The organism is Stenotrophomonas sp. YJH_SMC_82 (assembly GCF_059368875.1).
This window is the reverse complement of record NZ_JCAFSE010000001.1, coordinates 1,108,438-1,126,131: the sequence shown is the minus strand read 5'-3', so window position 1 is coordinate 1,126,131 and position 17,694 is coordinate 1,108,438. Positions and strand designations below refer to the sequence as shown.

The window sequence follows — 17,694 nt, the reverse complement described above, 5'->3', positions numbered from 1 at the left end:
TCGCGTGCCAACCAAGGTTGGCACCTACCAGAGCACGGATGCGTCGGGTCGACGGGCCATTCCCAGCACCTATCGCAGGACGTTGAACCGCACCTGCGTCCACGCGCCGTCGGCTGCCAGCGCGGTCAGGGTGTGTGCGCCCGGATCGGCGAACTCGCGCTGCATCAGCTGCGCGCCGTGGGTCTGTGCAATCCAGCGTCCATCCAGCAACCAGTCCACCGCCTGCTCGCTGCCCAGCGCGCGCAGCTGCAGGCGCACGCCGTGTTCGGAATTCGGCGCGCGCGCCAGCGTGGCGCCGTCATTGAGCCCGTCCACGTGCAGCGCGACGCTGGCCTCACGCCCGTCGTCGCGGCAGTCCGGCGACAGCGCCGGCAGCTGCGAAGCCTCGCGCGTGGCCTTCGGCAGCCACGGCGACAACAACGCCGGCCAACGCGCGATCTCCCGCGCGACTTCCTGATGCGGCAAACGGCAATCAGCGGATACACGCAGACCGGTCCGCGCGTCGGCCAGGTAACGCTGCCGCCCCGGCTGCCAGCGCCGCGCCTCGCGCTCGGGGAAGGTCGGCGGTGCCGCACCGTCCAGCAGATAGGCCGACATCCGCCGCTGGCACAGCGCCGCTGGCAGGCCCTCGGCACGTTCGCCGGTGGGCCAGCAGACGTCCTCCTGGCTGACACTGGCCGGCATCGGTGCAGCAGCTGAATCACCGCGCTGGCGAGGCAGGCTGTCCACCACCTCGAACATCAGCGGCAGCGCGGTCACCGCGCCGTACTGGCCCGGCAACGGGGTACCGTCCGGCCGACCCACCCACACGCCCACGGTGTAGTGGCGGGTGCTGCCGATCGCCCACGCATCGCGGTACCCGTAACTGGTGCCGGTCTTCCACGCCACGCGCGGGCGGCCACCAACATCGAACGTCCCGACGCTATACCCCGGCCGCGGATTCGATTCCAGCATCTCGCGCACGATCCAGCTGGCGCCCGGCGAGGCCAGGCGACGCTCGATCATCGGTTCGTCATCGGTGTAGCGCACGCGCCCGGCGATGCCGTTGCGGTTGAGCGCGGCGAACGCGCCGACCAGGTCTTCCAGCCGTGCGCCGGTGCCGCCCAGGATCAGCGACAGATTGGGTGTACTGCCCGGCGGGAAGCGCAGCTGGATGCCGGAGTGCGACAGGCGTGCGGCGAAGCGCGCCGGACCGACCCGCTGCAGCAGGTCCACCGAGGGCACGTTGAGTGACAGCCGCAGCGCGCTGGAGGCACCAATCGGCCCATTGAAAGCCATGTCGAAGTTGCCGGGGCGGTAGCTGCCGAAACTCTGCGGCGCATCGACCAGCAGGCTTTCCGAATGGATCAGGCCATCGTCCAGCGCCATGGCATACAGGAACGGTTTGAGCGTGGAGCCCGGCGACCGCCAGGCCTGCACCATGTCCACGTGGCCCAGCCGCTGCCGGTCACCGAACGCCAGCGTGCCGACATAGGCACGCGCCTGCAGGGTCTGGTTGTCGACTACCAGCAGGGCGGCCGAGGTGCGTTCCGGCAGCGTCGAGAAATAGCTGGCCACGCGTTCTTCCAGCGTTCGCTGCAGGCCGATGTCGATGCTGCTCTGGATGCGTGCCTGGCCCGGATGCGCCGAGTGCAGGCGCTGCGCCAGCAGCGCGGCGTGCAGCGGCGGGCGCAGCGAGCGCGCCACCACGTTCTCGATGCGCGCGTCTTCCACTTCGTCCGCCGTCCACACGCCCAGCTCGTTCATGCGGGACAGCACCTTGTCGCGCGCCTTCTGCGCCGCTTCCGGATGACGGTCCGGGCGCAGCCGGCTCGGCGCCTGCGGCAGCACCGCCAGCAACGCGGCCTCGGCATGCGACAGCTGCGCCGCCGGCTTGCCCAGGTAGGCCCAGCTGGCCGCTTCCACCCCCTCGATGGTGCCGCCGTAGGGCGCGCGCTCCAGATACAGGGCCAGGATCTGCTGCTTGCTCAGGTGCACTTCCAGCTGCACCGCGCGCAGCATCTGCTTGAGCTTGCCCCACGGCGTGCGCGTATGCGGATCGAGGATGCGGGCGACCTGCATGGTCAGGGTCGAGCCACCGGAAACGATGCGGCCGCCACGCAGCAGCTGGCCGCTGGCACGCAGGATCGCCAGCGGGTTGATGCCCGGATGCCGCCAGAACCAGCGGTCTTCGTAGGTCAGCAACGCCTGCAGGTACAGCGGCGAGACGCTGTTGATCGAAGCCGGGTAGCGCCACACACCCTCGGCGTCGGCGAATGCACGCAGCGGCGTGCCGTCGGCAGCCACCACCAGGGTGCTGGTATCACGCTGCTTCGGCAGCGGTGGCGGGAAGGCGAAATCCAGCACCAGCAGCAGCGCCAGCGTGGCGGCCGTACCCCAGCGCAGCCAGGGCCACAGCGGCTGCAGCCGGCGGCGCAGGGCCGCCAGCCGGATCGACATCGTGTTGTTCATTGCAGGTTGCCAGCAGGACGGGCCGCGCCGTCGCGGCCCGTCCGCGCGGTCACGGCTGTACCACCGTGATCGTGGTCGGGTTGCTGCGGCCCACCCCACGCAGCTGCGGCCGGTACATGTCCTCCACCAGCGGCGGCGGCACCGAGTAGGTTCCCGGCGTCACCGCGCGTACCAGGTAGAACACGTTGGCCTTGCTGCCACGCGAGAGCTTCAGCGCGGCCACATAGCGGTCATCGCGGAACTCCTCGTGCTTGGTGTCGGCGGCCTCACCACGGTCGCTGATGGTGATGCCATCGACCACCACGTCGGCCCACTGCTTGGCATCGCCCAGGTTGAAGTTCTCGATCTCCAGGCCCGCCGGCAGCAGGTCGGTCAGCAGCGCATCGGGCATCGTGGTGTCGGCAGTCACCGTGACGCGCACGATCAGCGCTTCGCCTTCCTTCAGCGGGCGCGGCGACCACGGCTTGCCATCGGTGCCGTAGTAACTGCGCTCGACGCCCAGCACACTGTTGTCCGGTGCCGGTGCGCTGCGCGGGATGCCGGCCACATCAATGCTGGCGAACATCGGCGGCTGCCCCTGCGGGGTGAAGCGCACGCCGCTGGCCAGCTCACTGGCGCTGAAGTTGCGGCCGAACAGCTTGCGCTCGCCGATGGCTTCGGTGCTGCCACCGATCACCAGCTCACCGGCCACCAGCGCCTTCTGGTTGGCGGCCAGGGCCTTGCCGAGGCGGGCAATCGCCACCTGTTCCTGCGTGCTCAGCCACATCCAGCCGGCATTGCGGCGCGCATCCAGGCCACGGCCAAGATCCACCGCACGCGCATCCCAGGCGGGCTTGGCCAGCTTGTTCTCGTGGGTCAGCGCGATCATCAGCGCGTCATCACGGATCGCACTGCCGTAGTCGCCGAAGTACGACGGACGTTCACTGCTGGACTTGGCGAAGGCCGCCGCCAGCGCGGCCTGGCCACGCTTGGCATCACCCTGCAGCGACAGCGCCACGCCCAGGTGGACCAGCGACAGGCCACCGACCGCCTTGCTGCGCTCGTTGTCGTACAGCGTGCGCAGGGTACCCAGCGGTGCACGGTTGACCCGGGCCAGCACGTAACCCGAATACGCCTGGTTGGCGAACTTCAGCTTCTCGCGATCCTCCTGGCCATAGAACTGATTGCCGCCGGACAGCAGATCCTCGCTGAGCCGGTTGAGCGCCTTCTGCAGCACGTTGTCGGGCACGGCGAAGCCGGCGTCCTTGGCATCAAGCAGGAACTCGGTGATGTACGGGGTCAGCCACGGATTGACGTAGCCGTCGTCACCCCACATCGAGAAGTTGCCATTGGCCACCTGCATCGACGCCAGGCGACCGAACGCACCTTCCATGCGCTCTCTACGGGTCTTGGCATCCAGGCCGTCGGCACCGAGCATCGACGACGTCGCCTGGTCCAGGATCAGCGCGGCGTAACCCTTGCTGGTGGTCTGCTCGGCACAGCCATACGGGTAGTTCAGCGCGCCCTGCAGTGCACTGGCGAACGGGATCGGCGGCAGCGGGCTGACCAGCAGGCGGGCATTCACCGACTCGGCCATCAGGCCATCGGTCAGGCTGTTGTCGAGGCTGACCGCGGCCAGCGGATCGAGTGTGCGCACCTGCGAACGCAGCACCTGCGGCCACGCCGCACGCACCGGCAGGTCGTAGCGGCGATCAGCCTTGAAGCCGTTGCCGTCCACCCGCACCCGCACCTTGGCCACGCTGTGGCCCTCGCGAGCCGACAACGGGAAGCTCAGCGTGGTCTTGGCATCGGCATTCAACTGCACGCTGCGGCTGCCCTCACCCAGGTTCAGCGGACCCTCGCTTTCCACCTTGACGTTGAACTGCCCCGGCTTGCCGGTGAAGTTCTGCACGTCCAGGGTCACGGTGCTGCGGTCGCCCGGGGCCAGCACGCGCGGCATGCTGGCTTCGGCCAGGATCGGGGCGCGCACGATGGTTTCCACGTCACGCTTGCCGTACTGGTCATCGCTGTAGACCAGCGCGGACACGCGCAGGGTGCCGTTGAAGTCCGGCACCTTCAGGCGGATGCGGGCATTGCCCTTGGCATCGAGCTGCACCGGGCCGGAGAACAGGTCCACGGTCTGCACGCGCGCGGTCGGGCGCTTGGCCTGCGGCAGTGCCTGCAGCGCCATGTCGCCGCCGAACTTCAGCTTGCCGCTGCCACCATCGAAGCTCTCGATCACCCGGCTGTAGATGTCATAGGCATCGATACCGAGGCGACGCTGGGCGAAGAAGTGCGCGCCGGCGTCGGGCACCGGGAAACGGGTGATGTTGAGGATGCCCACGTCCACCGCCGAGACGGTCACGTGCGCGGCCCTGCCGGCCAGCTGCGGTGCGCTGACCGTTACCGGCAGGTCCTGTTCCGGCCGCATCTGCTTGGGCGCGACCAGGCCAACGGCCACGGTTCGGCCCTTGCGGTCCATCGGCACATGCACCACGCCCACGGCGCGGGCCGGGGTGATCTTGCTCGGCGCACTGCCGCCGCGGAACACCAGCGCGGTGATGTAGACGTCGTGGCGTTCCCAGTCGGCGGTGACCGGGATCTTGAAGGTCGAGCCCGGCTTGGCCTCGATGTCCTGCACATACAGCATGCGGTCGGTCTCGACCATCAGGATGCCCTTGCCGGCGTGCGGCGGGGTCACCGTCACTTCCAGGGTGTCACCGGCCTTGTAGCCGGTCTTGTCCAGGCCCAGCTTGACCTTGTCCGGGCGTGCATCCAGGCCACGGTTGTCATCGCCCCAGCTCCAGCCCGCACGGAACGGGTAGCGGCTGGTCAGTCCGGTGGACGGATCGAACACGTCCACCCGGTACTCGCCCCACTCCACCGGGAAATCGAAGGCAACCGCACTGCTACCGGCATCGACGGTGCGGGTTTCCTTGTTCTCGAAACGGCGGGTGAAATCGTAATCCCAGCGGTTGTCGTTGAAGGTCCAATGGTAGTCGCGCAGTTCCCGCACCAGGGTGATCTTCAGGCCCTTGGCTGGCTGCGGTGTGCCGGCGGCATCCACGCGCATCAGTTCGAAGCGTGCGTTGCCGTTGGAATCAGCACCATCGTCGGGGTTGAACAGCGGCCGCACGCCGACCAGCGCGTTGGCCGGCCACATCACCCGTTTCAGGGTACGGGTGACCGTGCGGCCACCGGTTTCATACAGGCTGCCGGACAACACCACGGCGATCGGTGCCTTGGCCTTGGCCGCCTCTTCCGGCAACGCCACATCCTCACGCAGCTGGCCATTGGCCGGCAGCGTGGTATCGATCACGTCCTTGGCCTCGCGCGGCAGCTGCAGGGTCGGGTCACCGAAGAAATAGCCCGGCAGGCCCTCCACCGGCTTCTGCTCGGCAGCCACCGCCATGCGCGCAGTGAAGCGGTTGCCATCGGCCGGCGCGCCGTACAGATAGGCGCCGTTGGCCTGCAGGCGCAGGTCCTCGCCCGGCTTCAGCGTCTTCTGCGCGCTGTCCAGGTCCAGCTTCATGCGCTCGGGCAGGAACTCCTCGATGCGCAGGGTCATGCCCTGGATCGCTTCCTTGCTGGCCGGGTCGGTGCGGAACTCGACCTGCCAGCGCCCGGTCGGCGCCTCGGCGGGGATCACCTGCTCGAAGTTGATGTAGCCCTGGTCGCCCGGCTGCAGGCGGGTCTCGCGGAAGGTCTTGCCGTCGGGCTGCTTCAGGCGCAGGAACACCGGTTGTGCCTTGACCGGCTTGCCGTCGTTGTCGCGCAGCAGCGCGGACAGGCGCACGGTCTCGCCCGGGCGGTACAGGTCGCGGCCGGACCAGGCGTAGACGTCGAACCAGGCGTTGTCACGACCGGCCACGGCGAACTCACTCAGGTCCAGCGCCGGCTGGTTGAACGGCAGGAAGCTGGTGTCCTTGCCACTGCTGGCGACCAGCACGTGGGTGGCATCCAGGGTGTAGTTCAGCAGCGCATTGCCGTTGCCGTCGGTGCTGCCCTTCAGCACCACCTCACCCTTGGCGTCGAGCACGCGCAGGTCGATGCCCTTCAGCGGCGCACCGTCCTTGAGGCCGGCGGTGTGCACGAACAGCTTGTCCTTGTAGGCACGGGTATGCAGGCCGATGTCGCTGACCGAGAAGAACGCGGTATCGAACTCGCCCTCGTAGTCACCGGTGCGCTTGAGCAGGGCGAAGTACAGGCCCGGCTCCTGCAGTTCCTTGATGTCCTGGGTCGGCAGGTAGGTCAGCACCCGCTCGTTCTGTTTGCCCCCCAGGATGAAGCGGTTGACGTAGACCGGCTCGGCCAGCTTGTTGATCGGGCTGCGCTCGTAGTCGCTGCTGAGCTCCCAGCTGCCACGGCGGCCGCCGCGCTGGTACTGGCTGAAGAAGGTCGGCAGGTCCTTCTCGCGCACGCGCAGGAACTCGACGTCGACCTCCGGCACGTTCACCGAGACCACCGGCAAGCCGCGGCTGTCCTTGGCCGGCAGCACGCTGCCCTGCGAGGCGAAACCGACCACCGGCTTCAGCTCGCCGCTGAACACCTTCTGCTTCAGTTCCTTGCCCAGCCGGCTGCCGTCGGCGGCCAGCAGGTCCGGCGAGACCACCAGGCTGAACTCCTTGCCGGCCTCAACGAACGGGTAACGCAGGGTCAGGCCGTCATCGGACAGGGTCCAGCTGCTGTCCTCGGTGCCGACCTTCTCTTCGAAGCGAACCAGTTTGTCGAAATCCTGCGTGCCGACCAGCGGGCGCGAGAACTCCAGCGCCAGCGACAGGCCGTCATTCTTCTGGTCCGGGTACGCACGCAGCAGGGTGAATTCCTTCACCTGCTCGGCCTTGGTGGTGATGGCTTCACCACTGGCCTTGGGCAGCTGCCCGCTGTCATTGCGGCAGCCGGCCAGCCCCAGCAACAGGCCTCCTGCCAGTACGGCCGCCGCCCATCCCCACCGCTTCCGCCGTGCCGGACCGCTCATGTCGTCACTCCTTGATCGAGGCGGCCATTATAGGCAGGCCACGTCAAGGTGTTGACGCAAATCCGGCAATTGCCGCGGTGCGGGTAGTGCCGGCCGCTGGCCGGCAGTCTCGGTAGCCGCCAACCTTGGTTGGCGTCGGCCGTGCCAACCAAGGTTGGCACCTACCCAAGCGGGTCGAGCCACGTGCCCGGCAAGCAGGCGCGGTGTCAGATCCGGTGAAGCGTCCCCTACCCCGGCAGGTACAGGTCCACATAGTCGGTCACCGGCATCGCCGCCAGCGCCACCGGATCCAGCGATGCGGCCAGGATGCGCTGCTGCTGGGTGGTCGGGAAGCGATGGGCCAGGTGCCGGCGGAACTTGTCCATCAGCAACGGGATGCCCTCCTCGCGTCGGCGCGCGTGGCCCAGCGGGTATTCCACCAGTACCTCGGGCAGCTCGGTGCCGTCGCTGAAGCGCACGCTCAGGCCGTTGGCGATGCTGCGCTTGTCCGGGTCCAGGTAGTCGGCGCTGAGCTGCGGATCCTCATGACAGGCCATCTTCGCGCGCAGTGCGTCGATGCGCGGGTCGGCAGCAACGTCGTCCTCGTAGTCCTGGGCCACCAGCCGCCCATGCAGCAGCGCGATGGCGACCATGTACTGCACGCAGTGGTCGCGGTCGGCTGGGTTGTGCAGCGGCCCCTGCTTGTCGATGATGCGGATGCAGGCTTCCTGGGTGCGGATGGCGATGTGCGCGATGTCCTCGACCCGCCGCCCCACCGCACGCAGCTGCTGATGCAGCGTGATCGCCGCCTCCACCGCGGTCTGGCCATGGAACTCGGCCGGGTAGCTGATCTTGAACAGCACGTTTTCCATCACGTAGCTGCCCAGCGGTCGCTCCAGCGTCAGCGCCTTGCCCTGCATCGATACCGCTTCAAAACCCCAGGTCGGCGCGCTCAACACACTGGGATAGCCCATCTCGCCACTGGCCGCCATCAGCGCCAGGCGCACGCCACGGCTGGTCGCATCGCCGGCCGCCCAGCTCTTGCGCGAGCCGGTGTTGGGCGCGTGCCGGTAGGTGCGCAGCGCCTGGCCATCGACCCAGGCCAGCGACAGTGCATTGAGCATGCGTTCGCGATCCAGGCCGAGCAACTGCGCGACCACCGCGGTGGTGGCCACCTTGACCAGCACCACGTGGTCCAGCCCGACCCGGTTGAAGGAATTCTGCAGGGCCAGCACGCCCTGGATCTCGTGTGCCTTGATCATCGCCAGCAGCACGTCATGCAGGGTCGGCGCTGGGCGATGCAGGGCCTGCGCGTTGCGCCCCAGCCAATCGCAGACAGACAGGATGCCGCCCAGGTTGTCCGACGGGTGGCCCCACTCGGCGGCCAGCCAGGTATCGTTGAAATCCAGCCAGCGCACCATCGCGCCCAGGTTGAAGGCGGCCTGCACCGGGTCCAGCACGTAGTGCGTACCCGGCACGCGCGCCCCGTTGACCACGCTGATACCCGGCACCAGCGGACCGAGCAGCTTGCTGCAGGCCGGGAAGGACAGCGCTTCCAGCCCGCAGCCCAGCGTGTCGAGCAGGCAGTAGTGCGCGGTCTGGAAGGCCAGGGGGGAGTCGATGCGCGCGTCGCGTACGTAATCGACGATGTCCACCAGCAGCGCATCCCACGCTGCACGCTCGTTGGATGGGGTGTGGCTGTCAGACATCGTCGATCTCCTCTTCAGAGCTCAGGCCGCGCCTCCCGGTAGTCGCCAACCTTGGTTGGCGCTGGACGTTGCCCGGGCGGTGCCAATGCCATGCCAACCAAGGTTGGCATCTACCGAAGCATGTGATGCCAGCGCCGACCGGCTGGTTATTCGGCCGGCACCCGCACCTTGCCTTCCATCAATACGCGGGCGCTGCGGCTCATGATGGCCTTGGTCACTGTCCACTGGCCGTCAACAAGGCCGGCCTGCGCACCCACGCGCAGCGTGCCGGAAGGGTGGCCGAAGGTCACCGCTTCGCGTTCACCACCACCGGCCGCGCGATTGACCAGCGTGCCCGGAATCGCCGCCGCAGTGCCGATCGCCACGGCGGCGGTGCCCATCATCGCGTGGTGCAGCTTGCCCATCGACAACGCCCGCGCGTGCAGGTCGATGGCCGAGGCCGGAATGGCCTTGCCGCTGGAGGACACGTAGTCCCGTGCCGGCGCCACAAAGGCCACCTTCGGCGTGTGCTGGCGGGTGGCCGCATCTTCCAGGTTCCTGATCAGACCCATGCGCAAGGCGCCGTAGGCGCGGATCTTCTCGAAGCGCTCCAGCGCCCCCTTGTCCTCGTTGATCGCAGGCTGCAGTTCGGTGCCGGTGTAGCCCAGGTCGGCCGCATTGAGGAAGATGGTCGGAATGCCGGCGGTGATCATGGTCACCTCAAAACTGCCGACGCCCGGCACGTCCAAGGTGTCGACCAGGTTGCCGGTCGGGAACATCGCGCCCGCATCGCCGTCATCGGACGGATCGATGAACTCCAGCTGGATCTCGGCGGCCGGGAAGGTCACGCCATCCAGCTCGAAATCGCCGATCTCCTGCACTTCGCCATCGCGCATCGGCACGTGGGCGATGATGGTCTTGCCGATGTTGGCCTGCCAGATGCGCACGGTGCACAGGCCATCGCGCGGCACCCGGGCCGGATCGATCAGCCCATTGGCGATCGCGAACGGACCCACTGCCGTACTGAGGTTGCCGCAGTTGCCGCTCCAATCGACGAAGGCGGTGTCGATCGAGACCTGGCCGTACAGGTAGTCCACATCGTGGTCCGGCACCGAGGCGGTGGAGATGATCACGCACTTGCTGGTGCTGGAGGTGGCACCGCCCATGCCGTCGGTCTGCTTGCCATACGGATCGGGCGAGCCGATCACGCGCATCAGCAGCGCATCGCGTGCGGCGCCCGGCACCTGAGCGGCTTCGGGCAGGTCCTGCAGGCGGAAGAACACGCCCTTGCTGGTGCCGCCGCGCATGTAGGTGGCGGGAATACGAAGTTGCGGGAGGAAGGTCATCGTCGAATCCACGCGTTTGAATTTCAGGAAATGTCTTGCATCAGTGCGTCAAGACCACGATCAACGCACCACACACGCATGATGTCCACGCGGTCCGGTAGATCGAGGTAATAGACGAGGTAGCGTTCGAAGCCCGGAACCAGCATGAACCGCAACGGCACCGGCAGCTGTGCTGCGAGGTCGGCGTGCCGAATGGAACCCGAGCCTGGAAACACCGCGATGCGTTGAAGCGTGGCCTCCAACTCGGCGAGAAAGCGGCGACCCAGTGCCAGCCCACCCTGCCGTGCAGACCACAGCGCGGCATCGGCTGCGTCGGCTTCGGCCCTTGGCCGCCATTCAATCGCCTTCACGCTCCATCCTTTCGGTCAGTTCGCGACGCATGCGCTCGAATGTGTCGGCCGTCACCGCGACGCCTGGACCAGAAGCCAGCCCCTCGGCTATCAACTGCTTGAGCAGCTCTTCGGCCTTGCTGCGCTGGCGCTGGCGGATCAGGTCACGCACGTAGTCCGACGTACTGGAGTAGCCGCCTTCACGCACTTCCTCGTCCACGAACTGCTTGAGCGGGTCGGTCAGCGAAATGTTCATGGTGGCCATGAGACTCTCCATTGGCAGTTTTTGCCAAGTCAGTGTGCGCCCTGCCCGGGTGTCGGACAAGCCCGCCCCCGGCCTCCGGGGGCAGGCATTCAGGCCGGTATCACGCCACCTTGGCCCCTTCCAGGAAGTCCTGGGCGAAGCGCTGCAGCACGCCACCGGCTTCGTAGATCGCCACTTCCTCGTCGCTGTCCAGGCGGCAGGTCACTGGCACGATCACATCCTGGCCGTCGCGGCGGTGGATGACCAGGGTCAGGTCGGCGCGCGGGGTGCGCTCGCCGATCACGTCGAAGGTCTCGGTACCGTCGATGCCCAGGGTCAGGCGGGTGGTGCCCGGCTTGAACTCCAGCGGCAGCACGCCCATGCCGATCAGGTTGGTGCGGTGGATACGTTCGAAGCCTTCGGCCACGATCGCTTCCACACCGGCCAGGCGCACGCCCTTGGCGGCCCAGTCACGCGAGCTGCCCTGGCCATAGTCGGCACCGGCGATGATGATCAGCGGCTGCTTGCGGTCCATGTAGGTCTCGATCGCTTCCCACATGCGCATCACCTTGCCTTCCGGCTCCACGCGCGCCAGCGAACCCTGCTTCACGCTGCCATCGTCGTTGCGCACCATTTCATTGAACAGCTTCGGGTTGGCGAAGGTGGCGCGCTGTGCGGTCAGGTGGTCACCGCGGTGGGTGGCGTAGGAATTGAAGTCCTCTTCCGGCAGGCCCATCTTCGCCAGGTATTCGCCGGCGGCACTGGACGCCAGGATCGCGTTGGACGGCGACAGGTGGTCGGTGGTGATGTTGTCCGGCAGCACCGCCAGCGCACGCATGCCCGACAGTGTGCGCTCACCGGCCAGTGCGCCCTCCCAGTACGGCGGACGGCGGATGTAGGTGCTCTGCGGGCGCCAGTCGTACAGCGGGCTGACCGCCGCGCCATGCTCCACGCGCACGTTGAACATCGGGTTGTAGACGCGGCGGAACTGCTCGGGCTTCACCGAGGCCTTCACCACCGCGTCGATCTCGGCATCGCTCGGCCAGATGTCCTTCAGGCGCACCTCGTTGCCATCGGCATCCACGCCCAGCACGTCCTTCTCGATGTCGAAGCGCACGGTGCCGGCGATGGCATAGGCGATCACCAGCGGCGGCGACGCCAGGAAGGCCTGCTTCGCATACGGGTGGATGCGGCCATCGAAGTTGCGGTTGCCCGACAGCACGGCCGTGGCGTACAGGTCGCGATCGATGATTTCCTGCTGGATGGCCGGATCCAGCGCGCCGCTCATGCCGTTGCAGGTGGTGCAGGCGAAGGCGACGATGCCGAAGCCGAGCTTTTCCAGGTCCGGCAGCAGGCCGGATTCTTCCAGGTAAAGCTGCACCGCCTTCGAGCCCGGCGCCAGCGACGACTTTACCCACGGCTTGCGCAGCAGGCCACGTTCGTTGGCCTTGCGCGCCAGCAGTGCGGCAGCGATCACGTTGCGCGGGTTGGAGGTGTTGGTGCAGCTGGTGATGGCGGCGATGATCACCGCGCCGTCGGGCATCAGGCCCTGCGCCTGCTCGGCCCTGCCCGCTGCCAGCTTGGCTTCGTCGGCGATGCCGCGCTCGGCCAGCTCGGCGGTGGCCACGCGCTTGTGCGGGTTGGACGGGCCAGCCATGTTGCGCACCACGCTGGACAAGTCGAAGCGCAGCACGCGCTCGTACTGCGCGGTGGCCAGGTCATCGGCCCACAGGCCGGTGGTGCGCGCATAGTTCTCCACCAGCGCCACCTGCGATTCCTCGCGGCCGGTCAGGCGCAGGTAATCGATGGTCTGCCCGTCGATATAGAACATCGCAGCGGTGGCGCCGTATTCGGGGCACATGTTGGAGATGGTGGCGCGGTCACCGATGGTCAGTGCCGACGCCCCCTCGCCGAAGAATTCAAGATACGCACCCACCACGCGTTCCTTGCGCAGGAACTCGGTCAGTGCCAGCACCACGTCGGTGGCGGTGATGCCCGGCTGCGGCCTGCCGGTCAGCTCGACGCCGATGATATCCGGCAGGCGCATCCACGACGCGCGGCCCAGCATCACGTTCTCCGCTTCCAGGCCGCCAACACCAATCGCGATCACGCCCAGCGCGTCCACGTGCGGGGTGTGGCTGTCGGTGCCCACGCAGGTATCCGGGAAGGCTACGCCGTCCTGCACGTAGATCACCGGCGACATCTTCTCCAGGTTGATCTGGTGCATGATGCCGTTGCCCGGCGGAATCACGTCCACGTTCTGGAACGCCTGCTTGGTCCAGTCGATGAAGTGGAAACGGTCTTCGTTGCGGCGATCCTCGATGGCGCGGTTCTTCTCGAACGCCTGCGGATCGTAGCCACCGCATTCCACCGCCAGCGAGTGATCGACGATCAACTGCACCGGCACCACCGGATTGACCTTGGCCGGGTCGCCGCCCTTGTCGGCGATCGCATCACGCAGGCCGGCCAGGTCCACCAGCGCGGTCTGGCCGAGGATGTCGTGGCACACCACGCGTGCCGGGAACCACGGGAAGTCGAGGTCGCGACGGCGCTCGATCAGCTGCTTCAGCGAATCGCCGAGCGTGGCCGGATCGCAGCGGCGCACCAGGTTCTCGGCCAGCACGCGCGAGGTGTACGGCAGGGTGGCATAGGCGCCGGGCTGGATCGCATCGACAGCGGCGCGCGCGTCGAAATAGTCCAGCGCGCTGCCGGGGAGGTTCTTGCGGTAATCGGTATTCATGGGCTGGCGGAGTGCTTGGGGCGGGCCGGGTGCCGGCGGTGCGGCGGCGAAAGCACCCGGCCGGCATGCGGCCGGCCGGATGGGTACAGCAGGGGGATCAGACGCGCTTGTCGATGGCGACGAAGTCGCGGTCTTCCGGACCGATGTAATTGGCGCTCGGGCGGATGATCTTGCCGTCGATGCGCTGCTCGATGATGTGCGCGCTCCAGCCGGCGGTGCGCGCGATCACGAACAGCGGGGTGAACATCGCGGTCGGCACGCCCATCATGTGGTAGCTGACCGCACTGAACCAGTCCAGGTTCGGGAACATCTTCTTGATGTCCCACATCACCGACTCCAGGCGCTCGGCGATGTCGTACATCTTCATGCTCGACTGTTCCTCGGACAGCTCGCGGGCCACGTCCTTGATCACCTTGTTGCGCGGATCGGAGACGGTATAGACCGGGTGGCCGAAACCGATCACCACTTCCTTGCGCTCGACGCGCGCCTTGATGTCCTCCTCGGCCTCATCCGGGTTGTCGTAGCGCTTCTGCACTTCGAACGCCACTTCGTTGGCGCCGCCATGCTTCGGGCCACGCAGCGCACCGATGCCACCGCAGATCGCGCTGTACATGTCGCTGCCGGTACCGGCGATGACACGGCAGGTGAAGGTCGAGGCGTTGAACTCGTGCTCGGCGTACAGGATCAGCGAGGTGTGCATCGCCTTCACCCACGAATCCTGCGGCTTTTCGCCATGCAGCAGGTGCAGGAAGTGGCCGCCGATCGAATCATCGTCGGTTTCCACATCGATGGCGCGGCCGTTGTGGCTCCAGTGGTACCAGTACAGCAGCATCGAACCGAGGCAGGCCATCAGCTTGTCGGCGATGTCGCGCGCGCCCGGGTGGTTGTGGTCGTCCTTCTCCGGTGCCACGCAGCCGAGCACGGACACGCCGGTGCGCATCACGTCCATCGGGTGCGCCGACGGCGGCAGCTCTTCCAGCGCGGCCTTCACCGCGGCGGGGATCCCACGCAGCGACTTCAGCTTGGCCTTGTACGAAACCAGCTCGGCGCGGGTCGGCAGCTTGCCGTGCACCAGCAGGTAGGCGATTTCCTCGAACTCGCTGGTGTTGGCCAGGTCCAGGATGTCATAGCCGCGGTAGTGCAGGTCGTTGCCGCTGCGGCCCACGCTGCACAGCGCGGTGTTGCCGGCCGCGGTGCCGGACAAGGCGACGGACTTCTTCGGCTTGAAGGTCGGGGTTGCGGTCGTATCGTTCATGTTTCCCTCCGAAACTTGATGGTGCAGGGTACTGCTTATTTCTTGGCAGCGAACAGCGCATCGAGCTGCTGCTCGAAGGCGTGATAGCCGATGCGGTCGTAGAGTTCCTCGCGGGTCTGCATGGTTTCCACCACGTTGCGCTGGTGGCCATCGCGGCGCACCGCCTGGTAGACGTTCTCGGCGGCCTTGTTGGCGGCACGGAACGCCGACAGCGGGAACAGCTGGATGGCGACGCCGGCCGAGGCCAGTTCATCGCGGCTGAACAGCGGGGTGGCGCCGAATTCGGTGATGTTGGCCAGCACCGGCACCTTCACCGCGTCGACGAAGCGGCGGTAGGTATCCAGATCGTAGGCGGCCTCGGCGAAGATGCCGTCGGCACCGGCCTCGACACAGGCGATGGCGCGCTCGATCGCCTTGTCCACGCCGTCCACCTGGATGGCGTCGGTGCGCGCGATCAGGAAGAAGTCCGGATCGGTCTTGGCATCGGCAGCGGCCTTCACACGGTCGACCATTTCACCCTGCGAGACGATCTCCTTGCCCGGACGATGGCCGCAGCGCTTGGCGCCGACCTGGTCTTCGATGTGGCAGGCGGCCGCGCCGGCCTTGATCAGCGACTTCACGGTGCGCGCGATGTTGAACGCGCTCGGGCCGAAGCCGGTGTCGATGTCGACCATCAAGGGCAGGTCGCAGACATCGGTGATGCGGCGCACGTCCACCAGCACGTCTTCCAGGGTGTTGATGCCCAGGTCCGGCAGGCCCAGCGAGCCTGCGGCAACGCCGCCGCCGGACAGGTAAATGGCACGGAAGCCGGCGCGCTTGGCCAGCAGGGCGTGGTTGGCGTTGATCGCACCGATCACCTGCAGCGGCGATTCGGCAGCCAGCGCCTCACGGAAGCGGGCACCGGCGGAGAAAGGGGCAGAAGCGGTCATGCGGCAATCCAGGTTGAAGTACGGGAAAGGAAGCGCAAGCACCATGCCAAGCTGCAAGCGGTTGATTTCACGGGAATGACCGGCATGCAACAGTGGAACATATGAAACATTGAAACGGATGTATCATGAAACATCCTCCCCGAAACGGCTGCCATGTATCTGCCCCGCTCCCCCCTGCGCCATGCCGATGCCGACCCGGGCCGTCCGGTGATCTGGACGGTCAGCGTCTCGCGGCTGACCGGCCTGCTCGGCGACGTGATCCCCGAGTTCGACCGCCGCGCGCGTATCGAACAGATCAACCTCGGCTTCGAGGAAGCGGTGGAGGTGATCGGCCAACGCCTGCGTCGCGAGCACTGCGACGTGGTCATCGCCGGCGGCTCCAACGCGGCCTGGCTGCGCGGCCGGCTGGAGCTGCCGCTGGTGCCGATCCAGGCCAACGGCTTCGACCTGATGGAAGCGCTGGCCCGGGCACGGCGTATCGCCAGCCGCATCGGCCTGGTCACCCACGCCAGCGACGTACCGGTGTTCAGCAACTTCCAGCAGAGCTTCGGCCTGGATATCGAGCATCGCCGCTTCGTCACCCGCGAGGACGCCCGCGACTGCATCGCCGACCTGCGCGCCAACGGCATCGAGGTGATCGTCGGCACCGGCATGGCCATCGACCATGCCGAGCAGGCCGGCCTGCCCGGGGTGCTGCTGTATTCGGCCGACTCGGTGCGGCAGGCGTTCGAACATGCGCTGGAACTGACCCAGACCCTGGCACGTTCCGGCAGCAACCGCGCTGCACCGCGCCGGCGCCCGGCAGCGCGTGCCGATGCGCATGAACTGCTCGGCGACAGCGACGCGATGGCGCAGGTGCGCGCGCAGATCGCGCTGTATGCCCCACATGACAGCACCGTGCTGGTCAGCGGCGAAACCGGCACCGGCAAGGAACTGGTGGCGCGCCAGCTGCACGCCGCAAGCGGGCGCCGTGGCCGCTTCGTCGCGCTGAACTGCGGCGCGATCAGCGAATCGCTGCTGGAAGCGGAGCTGTTCGGCTACAGCGATGGCGCCTTCACCGGCGCACGGCGTGGCGGCCGCGTTGGCCTGGTGGAAGCTGCAGATGGCGGCACCCTGTTCCTGGACGAAATCGGCGAACTGCCGCTGCCGCTGCAGACCCGCCTGCTGCGGGTGCTGGAGGAACGTGAAGTGCTGCGCGTGGGTGCCACCGAACCGACGCCGGTGGACCTGCGCGTGGTCGCCGCCACCCTGCAGTCGCTGGAGCAGCGCGCGGCGACCGGCAGCTTCCGCCGCGACCTGTATTACCGCCTGGCCGCGCTGCGGATTGCCCTGCCCTCGCTGCGCGCCCGACGCGGTGACATCCCGTTGCTGGCGCAGCATTTCTTCCGCCAGCTGCGTGGCATCGACGCGCCATTGGATGAGGCGGCGCTGGCGGTGCTGTGCGCGGCCGAGTGGCCGGGAAACGTGCGCGAGCTGCGCAATCTGGTCGATCGCCTGCGCATCCACTGGCAGCCCGGTGAAGGGCTGATCGATACGGCGCGGCTGCTGCAGCTGGCACCCGAGCTGGTGCATGAAGGTGTCGCGGCGTTGCCGCTGGAAAGCAACGGCAGGCGCCCACCGCGGGCCAAGCTGGAAGCACTGTTGCGGGAACACCGGCATGATCGCGAGGGCATGGCGCAGGCGCTGGGCGTGTCACGCACCACGCTGTGGCGCTGGCTGCGCGCGGAGGACCTGTAAAGCCGAGCCCATGCCCGGCTGATGTTCCCGCGTAAGCAG

General features: G+C 67.4%; 10 protein-coding genes. 1 reads left to right on the top strand and 9 read right to left on the bottom strand.

Features of this window, described 5'->3' with window-relative positions:
* Nucleotides 1-69 precede the first annotated feature (69 nt).
* The 9 genes from pbpC to prpB all read right to left on the bottom strand — a co-directional run bounded on the left by pbpC (nt 70) and on the right by prpB (nt 15,918).
* A complete protein-coding gene (pbpC, locus tag AC5P53_RS04975) occupies nt 70-2,451 on the bottom strand; it encodes a penicillin-binding protein 1C (RefSeq protein ID WP_111206446.1) in 2,382 nt (793 codons plus the stop codon).
* Between the two features lie 49 nt (nt 2,452-2,500).
* Nucleotides 2,501-7,408 carry an alpha-2-macroglobulin family protein gene (locus AC5P53_RS04970; RefSeq protein ID WP_241887028.1) on the bottom strand — a complete coding sequence of 1,636 codons (4,908 nt, stop codon included), beginning with the start codon at nt 7,406-7,408 and terminating at the stop codon, nt 2,501-2,503.
* Nucleotides 7,409-7,635: 227 nt separating this feature from the next.
* Nucleotides 7,636-9,096: a bifunctional 2-methylcitrate dehydratase/aconitate hydratase gene (locus AC5P53_RS04965; protein ID WP_227864497.1), complete on the bottom strand. Its 1,461-nt coding sequence runs from the start codon at nt 9,094-9,096 to the stop codon at nt 7,636-7,638.
* A gap of 146 nt (nt 9,097-9,242) precedes the next feature.
* Nucleotides 9,243-10,421: a 2-methylaconitate cis-trans isomerase PrpF gene (prpF, locus tag AC5P53_RS04960; protein ID WP_046431995.1), complete on the bottom strand. Its 1,179-nt coding sequence runs from the start codon at nt 10,419-10,421 to the stop codon at nt 9,243-9,245.
* Between the two features lie 23 nt (nt 10,422-10,444).
* The gene (locus AC5P53_RS04955; protein WP_241887029.1) at nt 10,445-10,771 is read right to left on the bottom strand and encodes a type II toxin-antitoxin system RelE/ParE family toxin; all 327 of its coding nucleotides are present in this window, start codon (nt 10,769-10,771) and stop codon (nt 10,445-10,447) included.
* Nucleotides 10,758-11,015: a type II toxin-antitoxin system ParD family antitoxin gene (locus AC5P53_RS04950; RefSeq protein ID WP_032957090.1), complete on the bottom strand. Its 258-nt coding sequence runs from the start codon at nt 11,013-11,015 to the stop codon at nt 10,758-10,760. Before AC5P53_RS04950 ends, AC5P53_RS04955 begins: the two co-directional genes overlap by 14 nt.
* Nucleotides 11,016-11,115: 100 nt before the next feature.
* Complete coding sequence (acnD, locus tag AC5P53_RS04945; protein ID WP_197606497.1) at nt 11,116-13,734, bottom strand: Fe/S-dependent 2-methylisocitrate dehydratase AcnD; 2,619 nt, start codon at nt 13,732-13,734, stop codon at nt 11,116-11,118.
* A gap of 97 nt (nt 13,735-13,831) precedes the next feature.
* Nucleotides 13,832-14,989 carry a bifunctional 2-methylcitrate synthase/citrate synthase gene (gene prpC, locus AC5P53_RS04940; protein ID WP_005418357.1) on the bottom strand — a complete coding sequence of 386 codons (1,158 nt, stop codon included), beginning with the start codon at nt 14,987-14,989 and terminating at the stop codon, nt 13,832-13,834.
* Nucleotides 14,990-15,024: 35 nt separating this feature from the next.
* The gene (gene prpB, locus AC5P53_RS04935) at nt 15,025-15,918 is read right to left on the bottom strand and encodes a methylisocitrate lyase (protein WP_005418360.1); all 894 of its coding nucleotides are present in this window, start codon (nt 15,916-15,918) and stop codon (nt 15,025-15,027) included.
* Between the two features lie 153 nt (nt 15,919-16,071).
* Here prpB and prpR point away from each other — a divergent pair, with 153 nt between their 5' ends.
* Nucleotides 16,072-17,655 (top strand): propionate catabolism operon regulatory protein PrpR, encoded by a 1,584-nt coding sequence (gene prpR / locus AC5P53_RS04930; RefSeq protein WP_049441273.1) that lies wholly within the window; start codon nt 16,072-16,074, stop codon nt 17,653-17,655.
* Nucleotides 17,656-17,694 lie beyond the last annotated feature (39 nt).

Excerpts from the sequence above, each read along its gene's own strand:
- AC5P53_RS04950 (WP_032957090.1), bottom strand. The coding sequence starts at position 11,015 with ATGGCCACCATGAACATTTCGCTGACCGACCCGCTCAAGCAGTTCGTG.
- prpR (WP_049441273.1), top strand. The coding sequence starts at position 16,072 with ATGTATCTGCCCCGCTCCCCCCTGCGCCATGCCGATGCCGACCCGGGC.
- prpB (WP_005418360.1), bottom strand. The coding sequence starts at position 15,918 with ATGACCGCTTCTGCCCCTTTCTCCGCCGGTGCCCGCTTCCGTGAGGCG.
- pbpC (WP_111206446.1), bottom strand. The coding sequence starts at position 2,451 with ATGAACAACACGATGTCGATCCGGCTGGCGGCCCTGCGCCGCCGGCTG.
- prpF (WP_046431995.1), bottom strand. The coding sequence starts at position 10,421 with ATGACCTTCCTCCCGCAACTTCGTATTCCCGCCACCTACATGCGCGGC.
- AC5P53_RS04965 (WP_227864497.1), bottom strand. The coding sequence starts at position 9,096 with ATGTCTGACAGCCACACCCCATCCAACGAGCGTGCAGCGTGGGATGCG.
- AC5P53_RS04970 (WP_241887028.1), bottom strand. The coding sequence starts at position 7,408 with ATGAGCGGTCCGGCACGGCGGAAGCGGTGGGGATGGGCGGCGGCCGTA.
- prpC (WP_005418357.1), bottom strand. The coding sequence starts at position 14,989 with ATGAACGATACGACCGCAACCCCGACCTTCAAGCCGAAGAAGTCCGTC.
- acnD (WP_197606497.1), bottom strand. The coding sequence starts at position 13,734 with ATGAATACCGATTACCGCAAGAACCTCCCCGGCAGCGCGCTGGACTAT.